Raw genomic sequence first — 24,587 nt, 5'->3', positions numbered from 1 at the left:
CGAAAGCCGGACTATTTTCCGGCTAGTTCGCCACTGCCCCCCAGGCTAAGTACCCAGCGCTAGTTGCCCAGCGCTAGTTGTCCAGCACATCGTGGACAACGATGGTCTGGTCACGACCCGGGCCAACACCGATGTAGGAAATGCGAGCGCCGGAGAGCTCCTCCAGGCGGTTCAGGTAATCCTTGGCCTTGTCCGGCAGCTCATCGAAGGTGCGGCAGCCAGTGATGTCTTCGTCCCATGCAGGCATGGTCTCGTAAATCGGGACAGCGTGGTGGAACTCCGACTGGGTGAGTGGCATTTCGTCGTGACGCACGCCATCAACGTCGTAAGCGACACAAATCGGAATCTCGCCGATACCAGTCAGGACATCCAGCTTGGTGATGAACAGATCCGTGAAACCGTTGACGCGCGCGGCGTAGCGAGCCAGCACCGAGTCGTACCAACCACAGCGGCGCTTACGGCCGGTGTTGACTCCGACCTCACCGCCGGTGGTCTGCAGGTACTCGCCCCACTTGTCGAACAGCTCCGTCGGGAACGGGCCAGCACCGACGCGGGTGGTGTAGGCCTTCATGATGCCCAGCACCGAAGTGATCTTCGTCGGGCCGATGCCGGTGCCCACGCAGGCACCACCAGCGGTTGGGTTCGAGGAGGTCACGAACGGGTAGGTGCCGTGGTCGACGTCGAGCATGGTGGCCTGGCCGCCCTCCATGAGGACGTGCTTGCCGGCATCCAAAGCCTGATTGAGCTCAAACTCCGAGTCGATAATCATCGGGCGCAGACGATCGGCGAAGCCCATGAAGTAATCAAAGACTTCATCCGGGTCGATAGCGCGGCGGTTGTACAGCTTGACCAGAATCTGGTTCTTCTGAGCCAGCGAAGACTCAATCTTCTGGCGCAGAATCGACTCATCCAGAATGTCCTGGACACGCAAGCCCGTACGGCCGACCTTGTCGGCATACGTCGGGCCGATACCGCGGCCAGTGGTGCCGATAGCGCGCTTACCCAGGAAGCGCTCGGTCACGCGGTCCAGCGTCTGGTGGTACGGAGCAACCATGTGGGCATTGCCGGAAACGCGCAGGCGGGAGGCCTTTGCACCGCGAGCTTCGAGGCCATCAATCTCGTCGAAAAGCGCCTCGAGGTTGACCACACAGCCGTTACCGATAATCGGCACAGCGTTTTCCGACAGTACACCCGCCGGAAGCAGCTTCAGCTCGTACTTCTCACCGCCAACGACAACGGTGTGGCCGGCGTTATTGCCACCGTTGGGCTTGACGACGTAGTCGACGCGGCCACCGAGAATATCGGTTGCTTTGCCCTTGCCCTCGTCGCCCCACTGGGCACCGACGATAATGATTGCGGCCATAGTCCTACTTCAACTCCTGGGATTGCAGACGACGCATTAGAGTGTAGTCCTATGCGTATTGTTGTGCTGCTGTGTGGCCCCGATGTACCCGCGTTTTCCCAATTGCTCCGCCAATCATGGTCTACATCAGCACCGTCCACACCATCAGCACCAGCTACTCCGGCACCACCCGCCTATGCGCTTCACGACGTCGCGATGATCCCCACCCGCAAGGAGCTGGCTTTCATCGACGACCTGGCCAAGGACGTACTGCCTGTCGATACAGCTCCGACGCCGGAGGAAATCTCCAAGCAGAAGAAAGTCGACCACTTAGGCGCTCCGCAACCCGCTCCGCAAAAGCCGAGCGAGCCGTTACGAATTGTGGTCGTTGGCACCGACGCGGCACTGGCTACCGTGGCAACCTACCTGATGCGCAAGAACCTCCTGTGGATTGAAGTGGCACATGTCCCCACCGCGCCCTCGACCGCGGCCAAAAACTGGGGCATCGAAGGAGGAGAAGGGCTCGATGCGGCGGCCGCGCTCACACGCCCGACGACGCCAGTGCCGCTGATTCGCGACGACACCGGCCACGCAATTGTTGGTTACGCCCTACTGACAGAGCCGGGAATTACCGGAGTGTCCTCGGCAAACGGGTTTACTGGCGAGGTCTATGTCGACGAGCATCAGATGTTCTCCGGCACATCCACCGGCCTGCAGATTCGCCCTACCCCCGATGCCCCGGGCATCGTTGCGGCCGAAGTTCCGGCGCCGGATGCGGAAAACGGTAACGAGGGTGAGAGCGGCAAAGGCCTGCTGAGCCGACTCGGATTGGGGCGCGGTGGCCGTCGTAAAGCGAAAGAAGCCCCGGCCCGCGAGCTACACCGTCCGATGACGGGTCGGGCAGTTCAAGTTGGTGGCCTGGGCTTCCGATATGTGCGCGATGGCGTGGAGTCACGAAAGCCGAGAGAGAAGACAACTCTGTACCGACACCTTCGCGACTTGCAGATTGTGCACTAACTGCGGCGGGCAATAGCCACGGTCTGCCTGTGCGAAAGTGGCGTGCATGAAAGTGACCTGCGCGAAAGTTCGAGTACAGATAACATTTGGGTGTTAAAGCCACTGCCCGCCACTGCCTCGATAGGACAGCATCATGACTGACAACACCCCACGGCTACGCGCTGGCGACCAAGCCCGCCACACTGCGCTGGAACGCTTGGAATGGGCATTCCGCGATGGCCAGATTGACTTTGCGGAATTGCAGGAGCGCACCGAGAAAGCCCAAAAGGCGACGTACATCGATGAGTTGCCCGCATTGACACAGGACTTGTCGCTGCCCGCGAACCTGGCCGAGCCGACTCCACATGCGCACCCAAACCCTAACCTGCGCCCGAACCTACACAGCGTCCCGGACGAGCACCATTCGGTGGCACCGAATGCAGCCAACAATCATCAACCAGCTCGGATTGATAGCTCCGCCGCGGCAACTGGTTCGAAGCTCTCCATCGGCATCTTCGGCGGCACCGACAAGAGAGGCCCATGGACGTGCGCTCCCACGCACACCACGGTGGCGGCCTTCGGCGGGACTGGCTTGGATTTCCGCGAGGCCATCCTGACCGCGGAAGCTACTGTCGTCAACATTGGCTGCGCCTTCGGTGGAGTCGACGTCATTGTCCCCGACCACTACCAGGTTGATGTCGACGTGCTGCCCATCTTCGGAGGCACGGATGTTACTGGAAACCCGGGACGTAACCTTCCTGCTCCTGGCGCAGGACAGGCTCCGAAGATTATTGTGCGCGGCTTCGTCGCTTTCGGTGGCGTCGAGGTCAAGCGCGTACCGCACTAGAGCATGCTGCAGTAGCAAGTGCGCCTGGCGAGCCACTACTCGCCCACGTCTCACCGGCTACTCGTCCCATACCTCCGGCGGCATTGCTGGGAACGGCGTCGTCGGCGGCAGCGTTGCCACAGCTGAACGTCTGGACAGGCCACACACCTGCAACAGGTCCACCACCAAGGAGCGGGACTGCGCAAACACAACCTGTTCCGACAGCGTTGCGTCCTCGATCACGCGCGGGTGCATTTTCGCCGCTAGACGACGCAAGTACCGAACCACGTCTTCAAGCTTGACCTCTCCGGATCCCTCGGAAAGCTGAGCGATAGCGATGTCGCCGGATTCGAAAGGCAACTCGCCCCACTCTGGGATTCGGCGCACGGCGGCTTCGTCGTCAAGCACATGACTGACCAGGCGCGTACCTTCAGACACGCCGAGAACAAGTGCGCACAGTTCGGACGAGAAGTCGATGTGATCCTCACGTGCGGTGATAGCGCGACGCGCGAGCACACGGATGTTGCGCATGGCGTTGTCGACGGGATGTACCATGCGCGACAGCGAGTGGATTCTATCCCGAGAGCGCCAGAGCAACGGCGAGATACGGACCTGCTCGCCCGCGTCGGCGACAGTGCGGTCCATCAGCGAGACCTGCGCCTGCATGGAGCGCACCACGCTCAGTGCGGTGCGGATGCGATCGGTGTCGCCCTCTTTCATGCCGATGCCGATGTCATAAAGTACGTCTGCACCCATGTCGAGGACCTTGGCCACCTTGCGGCGAGCACCCGCCAGCGGGCTTCGCGGCAATATCATGAGCACAATAATGCCCACCACACCACCGACGAGAGCATCGATCATTCGGTAATAAGAACCGGCGGTGCCCGGCGGAATAATGGTGGCGATGAGCACGGCTGAAGATGCCGCTTGGTTGACCACAAGCGGACCGCGACCGACAAACACGCCAATGACCATGGCGACGAACACACCGACAGTCAGCTGCCAGATACCCGAGCCGAGGATGGAGATAATCACATCACCAATGCCGACTCCCAACGAGGCGCCGAGCACCAACTCCACAGAGTGCTTTAGGCGAGGACCTGCGGTCATCACGTTGAGGCTGATGAAAGCGGCCATCGGCGCGAAGAACGGGTTGGGGTGCCCCAGTACCTCAAGTGCGAACCAGTAGGCCAACCCAGCGGCTAACGTGGCTTGGACAATGAGCATCCAACGGGAGCGCACACGGTCAATCGCATGGAGGAAACGCGTGCGGGGCCTCACTTTCTGACGCAGCTTGTTTGCTGCGCGGGAGGCCGGATGTAGGTACGTATTGCGAAAATCTTGGAAATCCGGGCGCGGATTATCCTCGACGAATTGCGTTTCCTTAGCTTCGACGAGGTCGTCGACATGCGCGGGAGCAAGGTCCTCTAGATTCCTGGCAGCTGCGGCATCCTTATCTTCCCCACCAGCTATGCCAGCCATGCCGAAGTCACCATCCTCATGTAAAAAACTGTGCGCTTTTTATGTACCCGTTGTGCTGTTGTGCACTCTTATGTGCCCGCTGAATCTCTATGCGCGATTAAAGACCCAGTTCTGGCAACGCGGATTCATCACTGTCACGCAGCAACGCCATCATGCGATCGAATTCATCATCCTCGCCGATAGCCTTAGCAGCCTTAGCCAACGCTGCGAAGGCGCGGAGCACACCACGATTCGGCTCGTGCTCCCACGGAATGGCTCCGAACCCCTTCCAGCCGTTTCCACGCAGCAGGTCCAGACCGCGGTGGTAACCAGTGCGAGCGAAGGCATAGGCCTGAATCTCCTGGCCCTCGGACAAGGCGCTTTCAGCCAAATCCGCCCAAGCCTGGGAATCGCGCGGGCATGCGCGAACCACGGCCTCCGGGCTTGCGCCACCGTTGCGGGCAGCAACGGCCTCGTCAAGAACGGGGAGCTTCACGGGAGCAGGAGCCATCATGTCATTGAGTTTCATGCGTCCTATTGTGCCAGGCATCACGTGGCGATGGCAGGGGCTCAGTATGTGACTCTCTGTTGGCAACGGCGGGCACAGCGTGGTGGTACAACGTCGGCAAGCGCCAGATGACGACCAACTAGCGTTCCCCGACTACTCCGGACAGCTCGGCTTCGTCGAATCCAACGACTCACCATTTTCCAGCTTGGTCGCAACAAAATCGGCCACTCGGGCGCACGCTTCCATCAGCATCCAACCCGACAGCTGGACAGAGAGGTCACGCTCCTTAATCGCCGAACCGCGAACCGCGCCACCGACTGATTGCGCAACCGAACCGCCCTGTGGGAACTGAGCATTGTCGTTCCAATCTGCGGGGAAAAGCGGCAGGCCATCAACCTCGAGGCGGTGGTACCAGCACTTCTCCCCCGACGCCAGAACCAGTCGGCGAGCAATGCGGGCCGCCGCGCGATTCATGCGATTGTCTCCAGGCAAACGCACCGCCGCATCGGCGAGGTATCGCACGAGGATGCCGTTGAACAGACCACCATCGCCGCCACCGGCACCGGCGATGACATTGTCGGTGGTCGCCAAATCCTTTGCCACCGCGTGGATGAGGTTTTGCACGCGCGTGAAATACTTCGTCGCCTGTTCACGCTGGCCGTGCGCCCGAAGCGCAAGTCCCACTTCGAGGCAAGCGCCAATCATGACACCCTGGTTGTACGTAAACATGCCCTTCTGCACGACGGCACCTGCCATGGACAAGCGAATGCCGTCGTAGAGCAGCCCTGAGTCCGCCAGGAGGTTGGCGTAAACCCAATCGATAAGTTCCTCTGCCTCCTTGATACGACCAGCCCGGGCCAGAGCGATGGCTGCAGGACCGTTCGAGGGAACGTTGAAGAAGAGGTCCTGCTCACGCCACGGCAGCACACCCGTGGACTCCTGCCGACCATCACCCAAGCATGAAATCAGCCGTGCTGTCGTCTTCTTGGGCACCGATGCGCCGAGGACCGCGTCGGCACGCCCGAGCGCCAACGCCATCCACGCGCGATCGTCGTAGTACTTGTTCTTGGTCAGCAGCGTGAGGTTGCGAATGCGGATACCCCGAGTGGTCTGGCGGATAGCGCGGTACTTCTCCTTAGAAGGCACGCGCTTGGCTGCGTCTACCAGGCAGTCGAGATACTGCGCCTGCCACCAGTAATGCCAGTTGATGAAGACCTTATGTCGCAGCGGCGCGGGCCAGGAAGCCATTGCCAAATTCGTGCCCGGAAGACCCCACAGCTTCGCCGCATGACGGTTGCGAATCGCCTGTTCAGCCACGTCCGCACGATAGGCCCACGTTTCGGCCTCCGGACGCGACATTTTTAGAACCACTGGCTCTCCTTAAAACGGCTGTGAAACAGCTCTAAAACAGCCTTCGAAATAAAACACCTAAGCAGACAATTACCAGGCCGCGGTGATATCTGCATGAGTACGAATCCAAGAGTGCATGGCAATACCCGCCGCTACCCCCGCATTTATCGAACGCGTCGAGCCAAATTGGGCAATCGACACCGTCAAATCCGCCGACTGCTGTGCTTCTTCAGTCACTCCCGGCCCCTCCTGGCCGAAGAGCAAAAGACAACGCTCGGGCAACTCAACGGTTTCGATGGGTACGGAGCCCGGCACATTGTCCACGGCCACGACAGCCAAATCATGCTCGCGCGCCCAGCTAATGACCTCCGACACCGTCTCGTGGTGCAGCAAGTGCTGGTAGCGGTCAGTCACCATCGCGCCGCGACGATTCCAACGCTTGCGCCCCACGATGTGCACGGCCTCCACCAGGAAGGCATTTGCGGTGCGTACCACGGTGCCAATGTTGGAGTCATTCTCAAAATTCTCGATGGCGATGTGCAACGGATGACGACGCTTATCCAGCTCCGCGACGATAGCCTCCATCGTCCAGTAGCGGTAGGCATCGACGACATTACGTCGGTCGCCCTCATCCAGAAGCTGCTCATCGTATTCTGGGCCGGTCGGCCGGGGTTCGTTCGGGTGCTCCTGCTCCCACGGCCCCACCCCGACACGAGCCTCAAACCATTCCGTCGGCCCCTTCCCGGGCTCAGGCGCGGTCAAGAGCCAACAGCCCCTCGACCAGGAACAACTGCGCCACGGTGTAGGTGTCCATCACTGCCGCATTCAGAAGCTTGCCGACGACGCCCTCCTCCGCAAACATCTTTCGAGCCATCAGTAGCGTGTCGGAGACGAGGAACAGGTTGCCACCGTGGCCGAGGCCGTAGGCGGCATCGGCAATCGGCAGGCCGGTCTGCTCATCAGTACCGACAGCACCGGCACCCTCCAGCAGCGCCGGGTCATCGGCCAGTGCGGAGGTCACAGCCAGCAGCGGACCGTAGCCAACAGCAGCGGGCAGCGCCTCGGGCTTTACAGCACCGACCAGCGGTACCGAACCAGCCCACAGTGGGAAGCGAATGGCAGCACGCAGCGCGCTAATCCGAGCTCCGGCACGCCACAGCAGCACGTGGTAGGCAACCTGGTTAACTGCGAACGGCACAGAACCGCGGTTCAGGTTCGGCTTATTCGGCATGAGAATCAAGTCGCCCAGCCAACCGCCGGCGAGGCCGATGAGCAGGGTGGTCGTCGTAAAGCGAGACGTCTCGTGGCGACGGCGCCAAACATTGGCCGCCAACAGTGGCATGAGGACAGTCTTGGAAACTCGACGTGGAGTCTCCCAGCCGAAGGCACTGGAGACAACGTTGACCGCACTGGCGGCGATATAGCCGGCACGTTCTGGGGCACGGCGGGTGTCGGAGCTTGCGCTGGCGATACCGACGAGTGCGCCGAGGCCCTCGCCCGTGCGACGCACAAACATGTCAGCGACGGTTTCCTTGGTGCCGGGAAGTTTGGTCGTGGTGAGCTTGGACAGGAGTCCTGCGCGCTTGGTGGTCATGGGGATGTTCCTCTTTCGTGGGACTGCGTTGGGGCGGTGAGCTGGGTGAGGCTCGGCGAGCAGGGTGAGGCTCGGCGATAGCTCTAGCGCTCAGATTCTTAGGCCAGACCCAAGTCATCCAAACCGAGCAGGTAACGGTAGTCCAGGCCTTCAGCCTTGATGACCTCGTCGGCGCCCGTCGCGCGGTCAACCACCGTGGCGACACCGACAACCTCAGCACCGGCCTCACGTAGTGCAGCGACGGCAGTCAGCGGCGAGTTGCCCGTGGTGGTGGTGTCCTCCACAACCAGGACCTTCTTGCCTACAATGTCCGGTCCCTCGATGCGGCGCTGCATGCCGTGCTTCTTGGCTTCCTTACGCACCACAAAGGCATCAATTGGACGCCCTTCGGCGTGCATGACAGAGGTAGCCACCGGATCCGCGCCAAGCGTCAGACCACCGACGTGCGCGTAGTCCCAGTCTCCAGTGAGCTCTCGTAGCAGAGAACCAATCAGACGCGAGGCCTCATGATGTAGAGTGGCGCGGCGCAGGTCAACGTAGTAATCAGCCTCACGTCCAGACGACAGCGTGACCTTGCCATGAACAACCGCCAGCTCCTTGACCAGCTCGGCCAAACGCTGCAGCTTCTCCTGATTGACATTGCTCGTGTGGATGCTCATCTGAGGTTGTCTCCTAAATAAACGACTGTGTGCTCAAGGATATGTCTGGTTCTACTCGTCCGCGGAATCAGGGGTTACGCCCTTGTCCTCGGACATAGATTCGGTGGGGTCGTCGCTGCTGTCGAGGTCTGGGGCGGCGTCGGTAAAAATACTGGCGGGCTTCACATTTGATCGCACCACACGCCCCTGGCTCGAGCGCATCCGGCTATGTTCGGGGTCCTCCCCAAGCGCAGGAATCTGCTGGCCAGAATCTCCAATGTCCTCCGACTCGCCAACGTTTGCACCCATCTTTCGTGCCGTCGACCGCGAAGGCAGCGCCGTCGGATCCAGCGGTATATCCCGCGTAGGGCGCCACGACGAACCGTCAATCGCCTGCACCACCGTGGGTTGTGCATTGCTTTGCGACGGCCACTGCGAATCATCCGTGGTTGCATCCGCGGTAGCAGCGGACGAGGACGAAGGAGAATCTGCGTAAACAATTTCCTCAACGTCCAGCGGCTCTTCACCCTTGCTATTCTGCGCGCTGTGACTCTGGGCATGCCCGTTCTGTGAGCTGTGATCCTGCGATTCGTGGTTAGCAGAACCGTTGCGACGCTGATCTGGTACCGCGTGCAAGTGCCCACGCCCGGTTCCATCCGAAATCAAGGAACCAGAGTCAACGGACTGCTCGGTGAGCTGCAAACGAGTGGGATCCCACTGATTAGTGTCCGGAGCGACGGTTTCGCCTTCCGCCGGTGGCAACCTGCGCGCAATGTCGGAGAAGTCCGACAGCGATGCCAGTGCACCGTCCCAGTCCTCTGGCACTGAATTATCAATCAGCTGAGCCAAGGACCAGGAGTTTTCGGACCACATGCGGGTAATGGCCGGGTGTACGTCGGCAAGCATGCGGGTTGCACGGTCGTCGAAGATGCGATGAATGAGCTCTGGGTCGGTAGCTGCGACTACCAGGCCGGCTTCGGTAGCTACGTGAGGCAGCGTCGTGCCGCCGCTGCGGCGCAACTCGAAAACCTCATCGCTGGATACAGAGCGGCGGATGGCGATGGTGGTGATGCCGCCGACATCGGCGAGGTGCATTTCCCGGCCAAAGGCGAAACCGGAGACCACGGCCTTGGCATCGCCGTCCGGCGTACGCTGCCAGTACGACGGCAGCTCATGGTCCACACGGTTATAGACAGAATTACGTTCCTGCGCCCAGGCTTTCCGCAAGTGACGCACACGGCGACCGCTGATACGTCGACGGATAGGGGCCACTGATTGCTGCTGAGCGCGCTGCGGTTGCGCGGGCTGGGTGGACACAGTGGGCGGGGTGGCCTGGGTGGCCTGGGTGCGCGCCGCACGATCGGATGATTGCGGCACTTCGTCAGTCTCGGCATTTTCGCCGGGCACAGCCTCGAATTCTGCACCGTCAACAGTTCCAATGCGAGCGTCAGGAGCAGTGGTGCTGTTGGCATCTATGGCACTGGTGTTGTCCACTAAACCTGTCTCGGGCTCATCCGTGGTATCGGTATCTTCAGCAGTCACCGACTCGGCTGGCTCCATGCCAGGCCCTGCTCCAGATTCTGTGCCAGACTCCGCGCCGCTTCGGAGAGTCACGTCCGTTCCCGCATTCAGATCAGCTGCTGCTTCCGATGTTTCGGCAGCACCCGCGTCTTCTGTTGCTTCGGGCATTTCAGCAGTGGCCGCCGGCTCGATTCCCGAGACAGATTCAGGCTCCGTCGGTGTCTTTTCTACAGCTGAAGTCCCCAGTTCTGTCGTCGAAACCTCAGTTTCAGAATCAACTGCAGCGGCGCTATCAGTCTCAGCGGCAACCTCAGAGTCAGCATCAGCTGCGATATTCGGTCTCGCCACAGAAGCTGTCTCGGAGCTTCCTTGCTCTGAAGAATCCGGCAGTTCGGGCACAACATCTTCTGCCGCCACACCGGTTACTTCGCCGGTGAAGTCCGAGGGCTCGTCGTAAAGCGATGGCGATGACGGAGACGCCACAGCAGTCTCACTTATGCTGCGACGGCGGCGGTCGACAACGAACAGCGCGACTGCGGCGATGATGAGAATCGCTGCGAGGGTGAATACTAGGGGAATCATTAATCTCCTAGCTTAAGCCAGAAGCAGTTCTATTTGGTCAGCGACAAGATGCCGTCCCCCGTCTGGCGCAATGCCAATGCCCGAGGAGAGAGCGTACGGGACTCTCTAGGACGGTAAAGGGCGAGGGGCAAAAGCCACATGGACGGCACATCAAGGGCCCTGGGGCGGTCGCCCTGGCCCGGGCCCGGGCCCGCTTAGAAGCGGACGATAGGCAGGCTCGGATCGCCAGCCCACTGGGACCAGCCGCCGACATACAGAGCGGCGCCCGTGATGCCCGCTTCTTCCATAGCCTGAATGAACAGCGAGGAATGAAGACCGGAACCGGAGTAGACCGCTACATTGCGACCGTCTTCGATACCGACGGAGGCAAAGCGCTCACGGAGCTGCTCAACAGGCAGGAAGGAGCCGTCGGCATTTTGCAGACTGCGAGCCGCCAGGTTCACGGCACCCGGGATGTGACCTGCCTGCAGATCAACGCGCTCACTACGACCTTCAAAACGGCTGGGCTCACGCGCATCCACCAAAATTCCACGCTCAGACCAGGTGCGCACGTCATCGAGGCTGGCAACAGGCATATTGCCTTCACTCACTGCAATCGTTCCAGGCCGCGGCAGATTTCCGGGCCCGAAGGCAGTCTCGTTTCCATCTGCTTCCCAAGCAGCTAGCCCACCGGTGAGGACACGCACATTCTCCAAACCTGCCCAGCGCAGAATCCACCAAGCACGTGACGCGAACAGTCCATCGCCCGCGTCGTAGACGATCACCAGATGCTCCGAGCGGACTCCCCATCGACGGACGGCATCGCGCACACGCTCGATATCCGGCAACGGGTTGCGACCAGCTTCTCGGCTTGGAACACCTGCTAGGTCCAACTCGGGATCACAGAACACGGCCAGTGGGATGTGAGCCGTGGCGTAGGAGTCATATGGTTTTTTAGCACGCGACCAGCGTGCGTCAACGACGACGATGCGACCGCCGCCGGCAATCTTGTCACGAAGCTCTTGTACCGAGATGGATGTTGTCATAATTCCGGATTCTAAATCGATTGACTTGGTAGCGCGATATGTACGTTATTAAAACTAGGAGCTTGGGAAGGTGCCTGAAGATGCTGCCCACCTGGCCGTTTTCATCTCAGGCACCGGCCATGGAATCGGCTGTGCCACCGCAGAAAAACTACTGCACTATGCCGCCAGCGTCGGCACCCCTTTTCTTAACCGCTTCATTAACGCAAAGCTGACTACGAAACGGAAGATCAACCTCTAAGCCAGGCCCCGCCTCCCAATCCGACTACCCACCGGGATCCTGTCCCGTCCCACCATTGCCATCCGCTGTGTCCCTCGTCCGTTTCTCTCGCGCTTTACGACGCAACCAGCGCCCCGGGCTATCGAACGTATCGGGGTCCTCATTGGATTCCGCTTTCCGGTTTCCTTCCTCGTCTTTCGGGGGCACCCAGACCACACGATCAGTAGAGGCCGGCTCACACTCCCCGCTAACCCCGTCCCCTTCGTCAGTTCCTAGAATCTCCGGCACCTCATCCGGCCGGAGCGTCCACCAAGCATTTTCATCACATCGAGCATCATCGATCTTTCGATGCGTACCCGGATCCACCAACGTGAGATTATCCAGGTCAGTGCCACCACCGGAAGCCCACGACTGCACATGGTGAACATCGCACATAGCTCCCGGAGTGCCCATGCCCGGCGCGGAGGAACCTCCTTCCTCTCCAAGAAGGGCCAGATACTGCGGCAAAGTCCCCAGCCTGCGGGATCGACCAAAGTACAAGGTCTGCCCCTCATTCCCCAAGACTTGGAGGAACGAATTTCTATCGACCATCTGTTGCACGGCCTGACTAATGGAAATTCGCACTCCCGCGTCTGAGACCGCTTTACCCGATCCAGGAAGTACAAAATCTTCCCCCTCAGGCAGGGAGACTCCAGCTAACGCTGCCACATCTGCGATATGCGCGACGGTGACCACCGATGTCGTCCCCCGCGCCGGCTGAAGCTCACCGCCCGGTTGAAAGCCCCCATTCACCGCCGCTTCCACGGCATCATGGAAACGCTGCTCCGGATTCCGCTGGTCATCGGCGCCTTCTTCGAGTAACCCACCAGGCCGCGCATGATCTGCCTGCAGCCTTTTGAGCACCGCCGCAAACGAAGGCGTAACCACACCGCTCAACCGGCTCATGCCGTCCGGCCCCTGAGCACCGATTTTTAGACTTCGTTTCCGAGCGCGGTCCTCATCCGTATACGGGTCATCAACCCCCAACATCGCCCGCAGGCGGTTCGGCAATTTATTGAGATCATCAACACGGATTTTGTCCACTAAATCTGAAATGTGCTTGTCCAGCAGCCTAGACAGCTGTGCATGCTCCGTTGCCGGCAGCTCCCGAACGGCTTTGTCAATCTTCGCAACAGCATCCGCACCGACAACACCTTCCTCAACCTTCTGACGAAGGTTCGGCATTCGCACATCCTCATTCGCCGGAGCAAACGGATCAACATTCCTACTCAGACGTCCGACGACATTGATACGCTGCCTCGCTTCTGCTCGCGAGATTCGCATCTCCTGCGCTAGCCACGCGATCCTTCGGTGCTCCGCGCTGGGCATCCGCCCCTTCATAGTCTCCACATAAGTCGCATCAATTACTGCGAGTCGTTTTCGCGCTTTCTCAATCGACTTATATGCATCGTGCGCATGATCCGGTGCAAGTACTTCGAAGTTCTCCACGATGACTGTCGACAGAGCTTCAAACTGCGCAACCGCATCTAAAACCTGCGATGTCGAAAGCGGTCCACCGCCGTTTGACGCCGATGGTGTAGACATTTCCCCACCCCTTTTAAAACGCTAGCAATCCGAATCCCCAAATGGACTAACTAATTTCCCTCCCCCACATTATCGCACACCCATTCGACACACCACAACCCCCTAAGTCAACTTTTTCGAACCTTTTTCCGAAACGCTGCCTCGCTTCCAGCGCCTAAACACCCCACCATCCGCCCTAAACACCCCACCACCCGCGCAGCCCCCACCAACCCGCGCAGCCCCCACCAAAAACTGCACGCCGAAAACCTAAAACCGCACCACCATCACATCATGGTCCGGGAAGCTCGAGCGCCCCACTAGCTCAAATCCCGCCTTCACATAGGCTTTCGCCGCCCGCGGGTTGGCATCATGGACAGCCAGACTAACCCCCGGGTACCCCAGCTCACGCGCATACTCAAGGAGTCCTGCAATCATCGGCTGCGACAGCCTGCGCCCAACAACACCCGGACGCAGCGCAATCGCTACCTCAGGAATCCGATTTTCCACAAACCCGTACCCCGGATCGTCCTGCGTAAACGTACGCAGCCAGGCCGCCCCCACCGGCACTTCATAGCTCTCGTGCTCTTCGCTTGACGACGAATCCCCGCGCTCCAACCATTCCGTCTTAATGGCGGCCGCACTGTAGGTAGCCTCGCGAGAAACCCTCGGTTCAAATGGGTCAGTGCGGGTCATGTCGCTACTGAGCGACTCGAGGTCAGCGTCGTCAAGCGAAGTGGCGAAAAGGATAACCCCGCCCTGACTCGCGTCCCACTGGTCGACGTATTGACGCCTCGTGACTACATAATCTTCCGGCAGTGGCTGACTTTCATCTCCGAATGTTTCCGTTAGTTCGTCCATCCAGGCAATGAAGGGGAGGTCGGAGTCTGTCGCTGGTCGCCACTGAAAGTTAGTCATATTTGCGCACTATACCGGCGCACTCCAGACTGACCGGAATGCAACAAGCCCACACGGTCGGTCACAAGACACATAAATCTGGACAATAAAAGCACAAAAAGGGCGGTTCAGGAGAAAACTCTCTCAAACCGCCCCAACAAACAGACAGCCTGCTCAGCAGTTATCGCCCTGAGTATCAGGCGCCCTAGATTCGGGCTACGCCATCCTCGTCATAGCCGACAACCTTCAGCGACTCGCCATCGTCAGCAACCGTGACCTCTACGCGGTCACCATCGCGAACATCACCAGCGAGCAGTCGACGTGCCAGCTCATCGCCGATTGCCTTCTGCACCAGACGACGCAACGGACGGGCGCCGTAGGCCGGGTCGTAGCCGCGCTCCGACAGCCAATCCAGTGCCTCATCGGAGACATCCAGCACCAGACGACGTGCCTCCAGGCGTTCTGCCAGGTTGCGAACCTGAATGTCCACAATGCCGCGCAGCTGCTCGGAGGTCAGCGGATCGAAGATCACTACATCGTCGAGACGGTTGATGAACTCCGGCTTGAAGGCCATCTTGACCGCATCCATGATCTGCTCATGCGTACCACCAGCACCGAGGTTGGAGGTCAGAATCAGAATCGTGTTTCGGAAGTCCACGGTTCGGCCCTGACCATCGGTCAGGCGACCCTCATCGAGCACCTGCAGGAGCACATCGAACACGTCCGGGTGAGCCTTCTCGACCTCGTCGAAAAGCACGACGGTGTACGGACGGCGACGAACAGCCTCGGTGAGCTGACCGCCAGCGTCGTAGCCGACGTATCCGGGAGGAGCACCAATCAGACGAGCGACAGAGTGCTTCTCGCCGTACTCGGACATATCGATGCGCACCATCGCACGCTCATCGTCGAAGAGGAACTCCGCCAGCGCCTTGGCCAGCTCTGTCTTACCAACGCCAGTTGGACCGAGGAACAGGAAGGAACCAGTCGGACGGTTCGGATCGGCAACACCCGCACGCGAACGGCGGACGGCATCGGAGACAGCCTCCACAGCGGCATTCTGACCAACAACGCGACGGCCGAGGTTGAGCTCCATTTCGAGCAGCTTCTCGGTCTCACCCTGCATCATCTTGCCAGCCGGGATACCCGTCCAGGCGGAGACAACCTCAGCGACTTCCTGAGGCGTGACCTCCTCCTTGAGCATGGAGTTTTCCTCTGCGTCAGCGACCGATTCCTCGGCGGCCTCCAGCTTCTTCTCCAACTCAGGGATGCGTCCGTAACGCAGCTCTGCGACGCGCCCGTAGTCACCTTCGCGCTCAGCCTTTTCGGACTCAGTGCGCAGGGCATCGAGCTCTTCGCGGACGGAGCGGACATCATCAATCGAGGACTTCTCGTTCTGCCAGCGAGTCTTCAGAGCGTTGAGCTTCTCGCGCTCATCTGCAAGTTCCTCACGGAGCTTGTCCAGACGCTCCTTCGACGCGATGTCAGTTTCCTTCTCCAGGGCCATTTCCTCGATTTCGAGGCGGCGCACGATGCGTTCCGCGGAGTCGATTTCCTCCGGCGAGGAGTCAATCTCCATACGCAGACGCGATGCGGCCTCATCAACCAGGTCGATAGCCTTATCCGGCAGGAAGCGGGATGTGATGTAGCGATCCGACAGCGTTGCTGCAGCCACTAGCGCGGAGTCTTGGATACGAACACCGTGGTGGACCTCGTAGCGCTCCTTCAGGCCACGCAGAATACCAATGGCGTCCTCAACGCTCGGCTCACCGACAAAGACCTGCTGGAAACGACGCTCCAGCGCAGCATCCTTCTCGATGTACTTGCGGTACTCATCCAGGGTCGTCGCACCGACCAGCCGCAGCTCACCACGAGCCAGCATCGGCTTAATCATATTGCCCGCATCCATCGAGCCATCACCCGTGGCGCCAGCGCCAACGATGGTGTGAATCTCATCGATGAAGGTAATAATCTGACCGTCGGACTCCTTAATCTCGTCCAGAACCGCCTTCAGGCGCTCCTCGAACTCACCGCGATACTTCGCACCGGCGACCATAGAGCCCAGATCCAGGCTCATCAGCGTCTTGCCCTTCAGAGATTCCGGCACATCACCTGCAACAATGCGTCGTGCCAGCCCCTCTACAATGGCCGTCTTACCAACGCCCGGCTCACCAATGAGCACCGGATTGTTCTTGGTACGACGACTCAAGACCTGTACCACGCGACGAATCTCCGCATCGCGGCCAATAACTGGGTCAATCTTGCCCTCACGTGCCCGCGCGGTTAAGTCCGTCGCATACTTTTCCAGAGCCTGGTACTGCTCTTCTGGATTCTCCGTTGTTACCTTCCTCGATCCACGCACACTAGTCAGCGCACCCTTTAACGCCTCGGCAGTAGCACCCGCCGACTGCAGCACAGTTGCCGCCTCCGACTGGCCAGTTGCCACACCGATAAGCAGAATTTCCGTGGAAACGTACTCGTCTCCCAGCTCCCCCGCCAGCTCCTCGGCGGCGTTCAGAGCATTAACGGCGTCCCTATTAAACTGTGGGTTCGCCATATTCGCCCCGCTTGCCGACGGGTACCCCGCGACCAACTCCTTAGCGCGGGTCAAAACCCCGGAAGGATTAACGCCCGCTGCTTCAAGCAGTGGAGCCGCAATACCCTCCTTTTGCTCCAGCAGTGCTACCAGAATGTGCCCAGGCCGGATATCCGGGTTACCCGCGCTGGTCGCGGCCTTCATAGCTTCCTGGAGAACTTCTCCAGTCTTAGTTGTTGGTGTAAAACTCATAACTTGCGCCCCTTTGGCTCAACTTTGTCATTCACTACCCATAACGCATTCAACCTTGAGTCTGTTCCACTCAACTTCAAGTTTTTCAATTTCCCGACCGTGATTCACACCACACCTATAGCAAAAAGGATTGAGCTCGGCAGCGTCGTTAAGCGTAGTAGCACGCCGGAAAGCACTAGAAAACGTTGGAAAGCTCCAGAAACCACGTGCGAACACACTCCGACACACCGCCCGACGTCCTCACCAGCACACTCCCGCCGGATTCAACTTCCCCCATGTGAGTGATGGGTGGACAGCGCACTCATACTGTTTTGGTTACCCTGGTAGGTGACATTCCTTCATTCTCACGAAAGGACTCGAATGAACATCGAGCAGGCACGTCAGATGACTGAGGGCAAAGGCTTCATCGCCGCTCTCGACCAGTCCGGTGGATCTACCCCGAAGGCTCTGCGCCTGTACGGCATCAACGAGGATCAGTACTCGAACGAAGATGAAATGTTCGACCTGGTTCACGAGATGCGTACCCGCATCATCACTTCCCCGTCCTTCAACTCTGAGCAGATTATTGGCGCGATTCTCTTCGAGCAGACAATGGATCGCGACATCGAGGGAATCCCGACCGCTCAGTACCTGTGGGAAAAGAAGGGCATCGTCCCGTTCCTGAAGACCGACAAGGGCCTGGCAGACAAGGAAAACGGCGTTCAGCTTATGAAGCCGTGCCCGGGCCTGGATGAGCTGCTGGAGCGCGCTGTCGCTAAGGGCATCTTCGGCACCAAGATGCGTTCCTTCATTGCTGAGGCAAACGAAGAGGGCATCAAGGCCAACATTGCTCAGCAGTTCGAGTTCGGCAAGCAGGTTCTGTCCCACGGTCTGGTTCCGATCCTGGAGCCGGAGGTCGACATCAACGCTGCTGACAAGGCAGAGGCTGAGGACATTGTCCTGCGCGAGCTGCTCGCTGGCCTGGATGACCTGGCTGATGACCAGAAGGTCATGATCAAGGTTTCCATCCCAACCAAGGATGACCTGTACAAGCCGCTGATTGAGCACCCGAAGGTCATGCGCGTTGTCGCCCTGTCCGGTGGCTACGAGCGCGAGGACGCCAACGAGCGCCTGTCCCGCAACCACGGCATGATTGCTTCCTTCTCCCGTGCACTGTCTGAGGGCCTGTCCGCTCAGCAGTCCGACGAAGAGTTCAACGCAACTATGGCTGAGTCCGTCAAGGGCATCTACGAGGCTTCGATTTCCTAATCGTCCGCGCTGTGCATCTGCGCTTGTGCGCACCTCTAGGTAGTCGCTAGCGCAACTAAAAACTCCCGTACCAGGTTTTCTTGGTGCGGGAGTTATTTAATCGCGCCCTTGATAATCAAATACCGGCAGCGACCAGCCACGCCAAAGCGCCGCTAGTCGAATGAACAGTGCGGACAGCACCGCACAGATGATGTTGATGTTCTCGTGCAGGCCAACCATGTCGAGCACGTAGTAAAGCGTCGCCGCGACGACTGCGATGGAGGCATAGAGCTCCTTTTGAAACACCAGCGGGACGCGGTCACACATCAGGTCGCGGAGCACACCTCCAAACGCACCGGTAAGAACGGCGCCGACAATAGCGATGATGACGCCGTGCCCCATTTCCATGGCCACGCGGGCACCAATGATGGAAAACGCCGACAAACCGATTGCGTCAGCGACCAAGAACACGACCCGGAAGTGCTTCATCAGGAAGTCGGCCAACAGCACCGTGATCAGTGCTGCACCGACAATAACCAGCAAATATTGTGGGCTTGCAACCCACACCAACGGATAGTGACCGAGAATGACATCGCGCAGGGTACCGCCGCCGATAGCAGTCATGCACGCAATTGTTGAAACTCCAAAGAGATCCATGCGCATTCGACCGGCCGCTAGTGCGCCGGTGACGCCTTCGGCCGTAATTCCGATGACCCAGAGGATGTGGAGCAGCATGATAAGAAATATAAAGGACTTCGCCCGAATCGGTAGAACTATAGGCTAATATCCCGCAATCTTCGCCCCCTCGACTCGGCCCGCTTCATTGCTTCCCGGCTAGCCCTGATCGCGAATTTCCAGCACCGGAATCGAGCGACGAATCCGCTCCACCTCCGCTATATCCACATCGGCCACAAGCAACTGCGGGCCGTAGCCCGCCGAGGCAATAACTCCGCCGTCCGCATTGACCAACATGGAATGCCCCGCGCCGGTCGGCCCCTCATCCTTCCCCGCGGCCTTCGCCCCACCAGGCCGGGCCGCATCGACTGCCGCAATCACACAAGTGCTATCCAGTGCGCGTGCCGACACCAGCGTCTGCCACTGCCTTACCTTGCCCGGGCCATCATTCCACGATGCAGGCAGCGCGATGACCTCTGCGCCCAGGTTGGCCAGTTGAATGAATTGCTCCGGGAACCTGATGTCAAAGCATGTCGCAAGACCGAGGGCGACCGACGATCCGTCGGCAAGCGGGACATCACAGACCACGTGCGCGTTGCCCGGCGCGACAGTATCCGATTCGCGAAACCCAAAAGCGTCGAAGAGGTGGAGTTTGTCGTAGAACTCGACACCGGGGCCGTCCTCATCACGCCAAGCCAGAAGCAGCGAATTGAAGACGCGGTGCATCGTCTTACCGTCGCGCTCCACTTCATCTGCCGGCCGGAACATGCCGACCACCACGCTGATTCCGGCATCGTGAGCGGCCTGCGAGACCTCCGCTACGAACCTATCGCTGCTGGACTCCGCCACGACATCCAGGCGACCGGAATTGAACGCCTTCATCGTGGCTTCGGGGAAAACCACCAAATCGGCGTTGTCCTGTGCTGCCCGCGCGATAGTCACCTTCACCGCGTCCAGATTCTCTTCAACCGACGCTGACAATTCCAATTGAGCCAGTGCAATACGCATGCCTAAATGCTACCGACTACCCCGGATTGACCGCCCTGAAGTTATCCACAGCGCGGCTTCCTGCGTTGCTTCCGCTCAGAGTTATCCACAGTTCGCTGAAGATGGTCTTCCGCTGCCTTTCGCCACCCAGCAGAATCAAAAACATGGCAGAACACATCACAGTCAACCCAGCTCAACTATCCGCCTTAAGTCGTTCCTACCAGCAGATTTCCACTCGTATTGATGGTCTTTCCACCATCGTCGCAGCTGCCCCAGGAAGCGCCGAGCTCACCTCTGCCCTGCCCGGCTCACGGATCGTCCCCGCTGCCTCCACTACTTGTGGGAAGTGGTCGGAATCATTGCTTGCTGCGTGCACAAACATCGACGTTATTGCGCAGGCTGCCGATGCCCTCGCTGTCAGCGCTCTCGCGCACGAGCATGACCAGTCCGCCGCCTTGGAAAAGCTGTCATGGTCACGGTAGGCGAAGCACTGCTGTGGCATGTGGATTCGCTGGAGACGCTTGCCCGGGCACTGCGTTCCGGGGCACGCGCCCTCGCCGATTCCGCCGACAGTTCCCAGGGCGCACTCAACGCGCTCTCAGAGGACGACTTCGCCGGCGACAACCGCAGCGCCGCCGAGATTTCTGTCACCCACAGCTCCACGCGTCTACGCCGGAGCAGTGTCGCGCTCGAACGTCTCGCCGCCTGCTGCAGCGACACCGCCGCCATGCTTAACGACGTCATCCGCGAACTTACCGACGCGGTAAACCAGGCAACCAACCTGGGATTTCAGGTGAACCTGGTTTCTGGTGCGGTGACTCCGCCGGAGGGCATGCTTTCTACGATTGCGCGCAGCCTCGTTCATCCCAAAATTCCTTCCGGGCCTTTCACCATGGCCGAATGGCGTGCAACCTCGCAGCTTCGGATTCAGTCGGCTTTGGCTGAACTCAACCGACTCGATGAGAAGGCGGCGGGCGCAATCTCAGCTCTTTCACCACTGGTGGCAAGCGGAGTTAGCGGCTCGGGTAGATTGCAGCCATCACAGGCTGGCAGTGGTACTGGCAACCCTGCTGACAGAGGGCTTGACGGTGGTTGGGACTTGGAAGTTGGGAGCGGATTGACTGGGGCGTATTCGAGTAGACCGCTATCGGAGATAGACGCTGCCATGTCCGCTCGCGCCCGGTCTTTGGGGCTGCCTCCTGGACAACTATTGGAGTCCTCGCCTGGACATTCTGCGATTGCGTTCGGTGACGTTGAGCGAGCATCGACTGTGATTACTCTCGTCCCCGGCACCAGCTCTAGCGCGGAGGACGCTAGCAGGCAGTTCGAGCGCGTAGCCGCGACCTTCCACGCCGCCGGTGAAGATCCGGAGGATGTGGCGGTGGTGTTGTTTTCCTATGACGCGCCACCCGACCTCCGTGAGGCCATACGCACCGAGTATCACAATTTTGCCGCTGAGCGGCTGCAGCATTTGCAAGCTGGTTTGATTGAGCGTTCCGGTGGCGTCGATAGTGGTGACACTGCGATTGCCGGTGGCCTTACTAGCCACGGCACGTCTTCTACTCAGCGGCACGTTGTCGCCGGCTATAGCTATGGGGCGACGGTGGTCTCGCAGGCTTCCCTTGGTAGTGGCCTCTACGCGGATAGGGTGCTGCTCATAGCTCCGCCAGGTGTTGGCCCCGGACTGGAGCGCGCAAACGACATGAAACTACTCAAGCCGGACGGCACAGTCCGACCCGAAGATGAAAATAGCCACCGTGTGGCAGTGGCGACGTCCCCGATGGACCCCATTCGTATTCCTGCCGAACTGGGGATTCATGGGAAAAACCCAGCGGATAAGGATTTCGGCGCGTACGCACTCAACCTGAGTGAGCGTGGCCTGTCCATGCGAGACTTGGCCGAATTCATGGTCACTCCCGTGCAGGATATTCCTCAAAAGTATCGGCACATCCAGGGCAACCCACACATCGAACACTACTTTGACGACGGAGTTTTCACCCGCGAGGCCAACCGGTGGCTAACTGACAGCTGACCGGTCTCTCAGATCAGCGGTTGCGAATCCACGGCCCAAATTAACAAGCCAAAAGAAAACGGACTAACCAGGCGACGCTGGTTAGTCCGTTCACTCAGCCGTGTGGGATGACCTTTCCCCACCGCGGTTGTCTTTGTGCCGGCGTCGTGTGCGCGGCTCCCACATCACCACTGCCGTAGAGCGTGGGACGTGAACCAGTTCGCCTCGCGAACGACGAGCCTGTGCCTTTGCTTGATAGAGCTGCTCTCGCAGTTCTGCATTTTCCTGCTCAAGCGAATCCACCCGCTCAGTCAGGTCGATGATGGCCTTAATACCGGCCAGGTTGACGCCGTCTTCCTGACTCAGACGCTGAATCTCACGCAGCAGCGCCACATCGCGTTTGGTGTAGCGCCGACCTCCGCCGGAGGTTCGCTGCGGAGTTACCAACCCGAGTCGGTCATAATTGCGCAGCGTCTGCGCATGCATGCCCGCGAGATTCGCGGCTACGGATATGACATAGACCTCAGTGTTGTCGGACATTATTTCGCACCTGCCCAACCCTCACGAGGATTGAACCCGCTGGCACGTTCCGCTTCGACGTAGGAGCGCAATGCCGAAGTGGCATTGTCGTCCAAATTGGTCGGCACCTTCACACGCACGGTTACCAGCAGGTCACCCGGAGTGCCATTGCGCTTCGGGATTCCTCGACCGCGCACACGCAGTGTTCGGCCATCGGCTGTGCCAGCCGGGACACGCACGCGAATCTTGTCACCCAACGTCGGCACAGTAATAGTGCCGCCGAGCGCGAGCTCGCCGAAGCTCACGGGCACCGTGACCTCAAGGTCGTTGCCGCTGCGGGTGAAGACTTCATCCGGGCGAACATGAACGGTGACAAAGAGGTCACCGGCCGGACGCCCCCGCAGTCCCGCTTCACCTTGGCCCGCAAGACGGACCTTCTGGCCGTCCACCACACCTGCGGGGACGCGAACGGTGATGGTACGACGGCGGGTGGTCACACCGGTGCCGTTACACTGCGAGCAAGGGTTCTCGATACGAGTGCCCTGGCCACCACAGTCCGCACACGGACTGGAGAAGCCGAAGGCCCCCTTTTGCTCCTTGACATATCCCGAACCATGACAGGTGGTACACGTCACCGGTGAGGTTCCCGGCGCTGCACCCGAACCATTGCAGTTCGTGCATGGCGACGGGTTGGTGAGCTGCAGCGGGATGGTGACACCTTGGGCAGCCTCGCGGAAATCGAGCGTAATCTCTGTCTCCACATCCGCACCACGGCGGGCCTTCTGCCGCCCGGCAGCACCAGCGCCACCATTGCGGTTTACGAAGCCGCCCAGGAAATCACCTAGGCCACCTGCACCACCAGCATTGCCACCGAATCCGGCACCTCCGCCGAAGAGATCCGACACGTCGAAGTCGAATCCACGTGCACCGGCAGCACCGGCTCCGCCGGCACCTGCGGCACCGGGGAATCGGAAACCACCTGCGAGAGCTGCACGCAGCTCATCGTATTCGCGGCGCTTGTCCTCGTCACCGACCACCGAGTATGCCTCGGAGATTCGCTTGAACTTATCTTCAGCAACCTTGTTACCCGGGTTCTTGTCCGGGTGGTTCTCCCGGGCTAACTTGCGGTAGGCCTTTTTAATCTCGTCGAGTGACGCAGACTTAGAGACGCCCAAGTCAGCGTAATAGTCCTTATCTGCCCATTCCCGTTGAGTCATGGTGCATCTCCTCCTTTCAGAAAAACTAATTCAAAGAAATCTGCGTCACTTGTGTCTCCGCTACTGCGGATCGCCGATGATTACCATCGCCGTACGGATGACACGGTCATTAATTCGGTAGCCCTTGCGCAGCACATTGGCTAGAACCTTGTCATCCCCTTCGGAGAGATCCTGGACAGCCTCGTGGATGTCCGGGTCGAATTCCTCTCCTGCGGCACCAAATTCCTCAACACCCTGTGCGGTCAGCACGCCACGGAATTTATCCGCGAAAGCCTTCAGCGGCGTGCCGTCTGCCAAGTCGCCGTGCTCTTCAGCCCGGTCGAGGTCATCAGCCAAAACCAGCAGTTCTCCAGCCAGCTTTGCCTTCGCCTGTACGCGCTCGGCTTCACGGTCTCGGTCAACTCGACGACGGTAGTTTGCGAACTCCGCCGACAGGCGCTGCAGGTCCTCCGTGCGCTCATCCAACTCACGCTGGATGGCTGCAACTGGGTCTGCAGCTTCCTCCGCGGCGGTGTCGCCGGCGGCACCTTCGGTCGCCGGCTCCACGTCGTCGTCAAGCTTGGCCTGCTCGAAGACCTCGTTGACCTGATCGGCCAGGTTGGCCGGCTCCTCCGGGGTGGGCTGGTTTCCCTGATCCTGGTCAGTCATT

At 59.7% G+C, this 24,587-nt stretch carries 23 protein-coding genes; 6 read left to right on the top strand and 17 right to left on the bottom strand.

What is annotated here, in order from left to right:
* Nucleotides 1-73: 73 nt before the first annotated feature.
* Entirely contained in the window at nucleotides 74-1,363 is a 1,290-nt protein-coding gene (locus QP995_RS02480) for an adenylosuccinate synthase (RefSeq protein ID WP_016421542.1), read from the bottom strand.
* 51 nt (nucleotides 1,364-1,414) lie between these two features.
* Between QP995_RS02480 and QP995_RS02475 the strand changes: the two genes are divergently transcribed.
* Nucleotides 1,415-2,359: a hypothetical protein gene (locus QP995_RS02475; RefSeq protein ID WP_284852874.1), complete on the top strand. Its 945-nt coding sequence runs from the start codon at nucleotides 1,415-1,417 to the stop codon at nucleotides 2,357-2,359.
* Between the two features lie 133 nt (nucleotides 2,360-2,492).
* A complete protein-coding gene (locus QP995_RS02470; RefSeq protein ID WP_070549992.1) occupies nucleotides 2,493-3,185 on the top strand; it encodes a DUF1707 SHOCT-like domain-containing protein in 693 nt (230 codons plus the stop codon).
* A 57-nt stretch (nucleotides 3,186-3,242) separates the two neighbouring features.
* Here the strand turns inward: QP995_RS02470 and QP995_RS02465 are convergent, their stop codons facing one another.
* From QP995_RS02465 to QP995_RS02430, 8 genes are all read right to left on the bottom strand, one after another.
* Nucleotides 3,243-4,646 (bottom strand): FUSC family protein, encoded by a 1,404-nt coding sequence (locus QP995_RS02465; protein ID WP_005510217.1) that lies wholly within the window; start codon nucleotides 4,644-4,646, stop codon nucleotides 3,243-3,245.
* Nucleotides 4,647-4,743: 97 nt separating this feature from the next.
* Nucleotides 4,744-5,154 carry a DUF3151 domain-containing protein gene (locus QP995_RS02460; protein ID WP_016421545.1) on the bottom strand — a complete coding sequence of 137 codons (411 nt, stop codon included), beginning with the start codon at nucleotides 5,152-5,154 and terminating at the stop codon, nucleotides 4,744-4,746.
* Nucleotides 5,155-5,286: 132 nt separating this feature from the next.
* Nucleotides 5,287-6,504 (bottom strand): glycoside hydrolase family 76 protein, encoded by a 1,218-nt coding sequence (locus QP995_RS02455; protein WP_005510131.1) that lies wholly within the window; start codon nucleotides 6,502-6,504, stop codon nucleotides 5,287-5,289.
* A gap of 69 nt (nucleotides 6,505-6,573) precedes the next feature.
* Nucleotides 6,574-7,245 (bottom strand): TrmH family RNA methyltransferase, encoded by a 672-nt coding sequence (locus QP995_RS02450; protein ID WP_070429389.1) that lies wholly within the window; start codon nucleotides 7,243-7,245, stop codon nucleotides 6,574-6,576.
* A complete protein-coding gene (locus QP995_RS02445; protein WP_016421548.1) occupies nucleotides 7,232-8,077 on the bottom strand; it encodes a lysoplasmalogenase family protein in 846 nt (281 codons plus the stop codon). The genes QP995_RS02450 and QP995_RS02445 overlap by 14 nt, the downstream gene beginning before the upstream one ends.
* Nucleotides 8,078-8,175: 98 nt before the next feature.
* Nucleotides 8,176-8,736, bottom strand: coding sequence for an orotate phosphoribosyltransferase (pyrE, locus tag QP995_RS02440; RefSeq protein ID WP_049169851.1), 561 nt, complete (start codon nucleotides 8,734-8,736; stop codon nucleotides 8,176-8,178).
* Between the two features lie 51 nt (nucleotides 8,737-8,787).
* Entirely contained in the window at nucleotides 8,788-10,818 is a 2,031-nt protein-coding gene (locus tag QP995_RS02435; RefSeq protein WP_284852873.1) for a TtfA family protein, read from the bottom strand.
* Nucleotides 10,819-11,012: 194 nt separating this feature from the next.
* Nucleotides 11,013-11,843 (bottom strand): sulfurtransferase, encoded by an 831-nt coding sequence (locus tag QP995_RS02430; protein ID WP_016421551.1) that lies wholly within the window; start codon nucleotides 11,841-11,843, stop codon nucleotides 11,013-11,015.
* A gap of 70 nt (nucleotides 11,844-11,913) precedes the next feature.
* On the opposite strand from QP995_RS02430, the gene QP995_RS02425 reads away from it, so the two are divergent.
* Nucleotides 11,914-12,081, top strand: a complete 168-nt coding sequence (locus QP995_RS02425; RefSeq protein ID WP_187271215.1) for a hypothetical protein — start codon at nucleotides 11,914-11,916, stop codon at nucleotides 12,079-12,081.
* 24 nt (nucleotides 12,082-12,105) lie between these two features.
* On the opposite strand, the gene QP995_RS02420 is transcribed toward QP995_RS02425, so the two are convergent.
* The 3 genes from QP995_RS02420 to clpB form a co-directional block, all read right to left on the bottom strand.
* On the bottom strand, nucleotides 12,106-13,644 hold the full coding sequence (locus QP995_RS02420) for an HNH endonuclease signature motif containing protein (protein WP_284852872.1): 1,539 nt from the start codon (nucleotides 13,642-13,644) through the stop codon (nucleotides 12,106-12,108).
* 246 nt (nucleotides 13,645-13,890) lie between these two features.
* Nucleotides 13,891-14,538: a GNAT family N-acetyltransferase gene (locus tag QP995_RS02415; RefSeq protein ID WP_048734476.1), complete on the bottom strand. Its 648-nt coding sequence runs from the start codon at nucleotides 14,536-14,538 to the stop codon at nucleotides 13,891-13,893.
* Nucleotides 14,539-14,722: 184 nt separating this feature from the next.
* A complete protein-coding gene (gene clpB / locus QP995_RS02410) occupies nucleotides 14,723-17,302 on the bottom strand; it encodes an ATP-dependent chaperone ClpB (protein WP_070546029.1) in 2,580 nt (859 codons plus the stop codon).
* 360 nt (nucleotides 17,303-17,662) lie between these two features.
* On the opposite strand from clpB, the gene QP995_RS02405 reads away from it, so the two are divergent.
* Complete coding sequence (locus QP995_RS02405) at nucleotides 17,663-18,550, top strand: fructose bisphosphate aldolase (protein ID WP_038626781.1); 888 nt, start codon at nucleotides 17,663-17,665, stop codon at nucleotides 18,548-18,550.
* A gap of 96 nt (nucleotides 18,551-18,646) precedes the next feature.
* On the opposite strand, the gene QP995_RS02400 is transcribed toward QP995_RS02405, so the two are convergent.
* Entirely contained in the window at nucleotides 18,647-19,264 is a 618-nt protein-coding gene (locus QP995_RS02400; RefSeq protein WP_016421558.1) for a trimeric intracellular cation channel family protein, read from the bottom strand.
* A gap of 99 nt (nucleotides 19,265-19,363) precedes the next feature.
* Complete coding sequence (locus QP995_RS02395; RefSeq protein WP_101738773.1) at nucleotides 19,364-20,212, bottom strand: carbon-nitrogen hydrolase family protein; 849 nt, start codon at nucleotides 20,210-20,212, stop codon at nucleotides 19,364-19,366.
* 143 nt (nucleotides 20,213-20,355) lie between these two features.
* Between QP995_RS02395 and QP995_RS02390 the strand changes: the two genes are divergently transcribed.
* Nucleotides 20,356-20,673: a hypothetical protein gene (locus QP995_RS02390; protein WP_016421560.1), complete on the top strand. Its 318-nt coding sequence runs from the start codon at nucleotides 20,356-20,358 to the stop codon at nucleotides 20,671-20,673.
* Nucleotides 20,661-22,223 carry an alpha/beta hydrolase gene (locus QP995_RS02385; protein ID WP_284852871.1) on the top strand — a complete coding sequence of 521 codons (1,563 nt, stop codon included), beginning with the start codon at nucleotides 20,661-20,663 and terminating at the stop codon, nucleotides 22,221-22,223. The genes QP995_RS02390 and QP995_RS02385 overlap by 13 nt, the downstream gene beginning before the upstream one ends.
* Nucleotides 22,224-22,313: 90 nt before the next feature.
* On the opposite strand, the gene QP995_RS02380 is transcribed toward QP995_RS02385, so the two are convergent.
* The 3 genes from QP995_RS02380 to grpE are packed head-to-tail and all read right to left on the bottom strand — an operon-like array spanning nucleotide 22,314 to nucleotide 24,586.
* Nucleotides 22,314-22,742, bottom strand: a complete 429-nt coding sequence (locus QP995_RS02380; protein ID WP_284852870.1) for a heat shock protein transcriptional repressor HspR — start codon at nucleotides 22,740-22,742, stop codon at nucleotides 22,314-22,316.
* Nucleotides 22,742-23,938, bottom strand: coding sequence for a molecular chaperone DnaJ (dnaJ, locus tag QP995_RS02375; RefSeq protein ID WP_284852869.1), 1,197 nt, complete (start codon nucleotides 23,936-23,938; stop codon nucleotides 22,742-22,744). The genes QP995_RS02380 and dnaJ overlap by 1 nt, the downstream gene beginning before the upstream one ends.
* Nucleotides 23,939-23,998: 60 nt before the next feature.
* Nucleotides 23,999-24,586, bottom strand: coding sequence for a nucleotide exchange factor GrpE (gene grpE, locus QP995_RS02370; RefSeq protein WP_284852868.1), 588 nt, complete (start codon nucleotides 24,584-24,586; stop codon nucleotides 23,999-24,001).
* Nucleotide 24,587: the final 1 nt, after the last annotated feature.

The organism is Corynebacterium sp. MSK032 (genome assembly GCF_030232065.1).
GTDB lineage: Bacteria > Actinomycetota > Actinomycetes > Mycobacteriales > Mycobacteriaceae > Corynebacterium > Corynebacterium jeikeium_D.
Note: the sequence above shows the minus strand (reverse complement) of the source record. Positions and strands in the feature narration are given on the sequence as shown.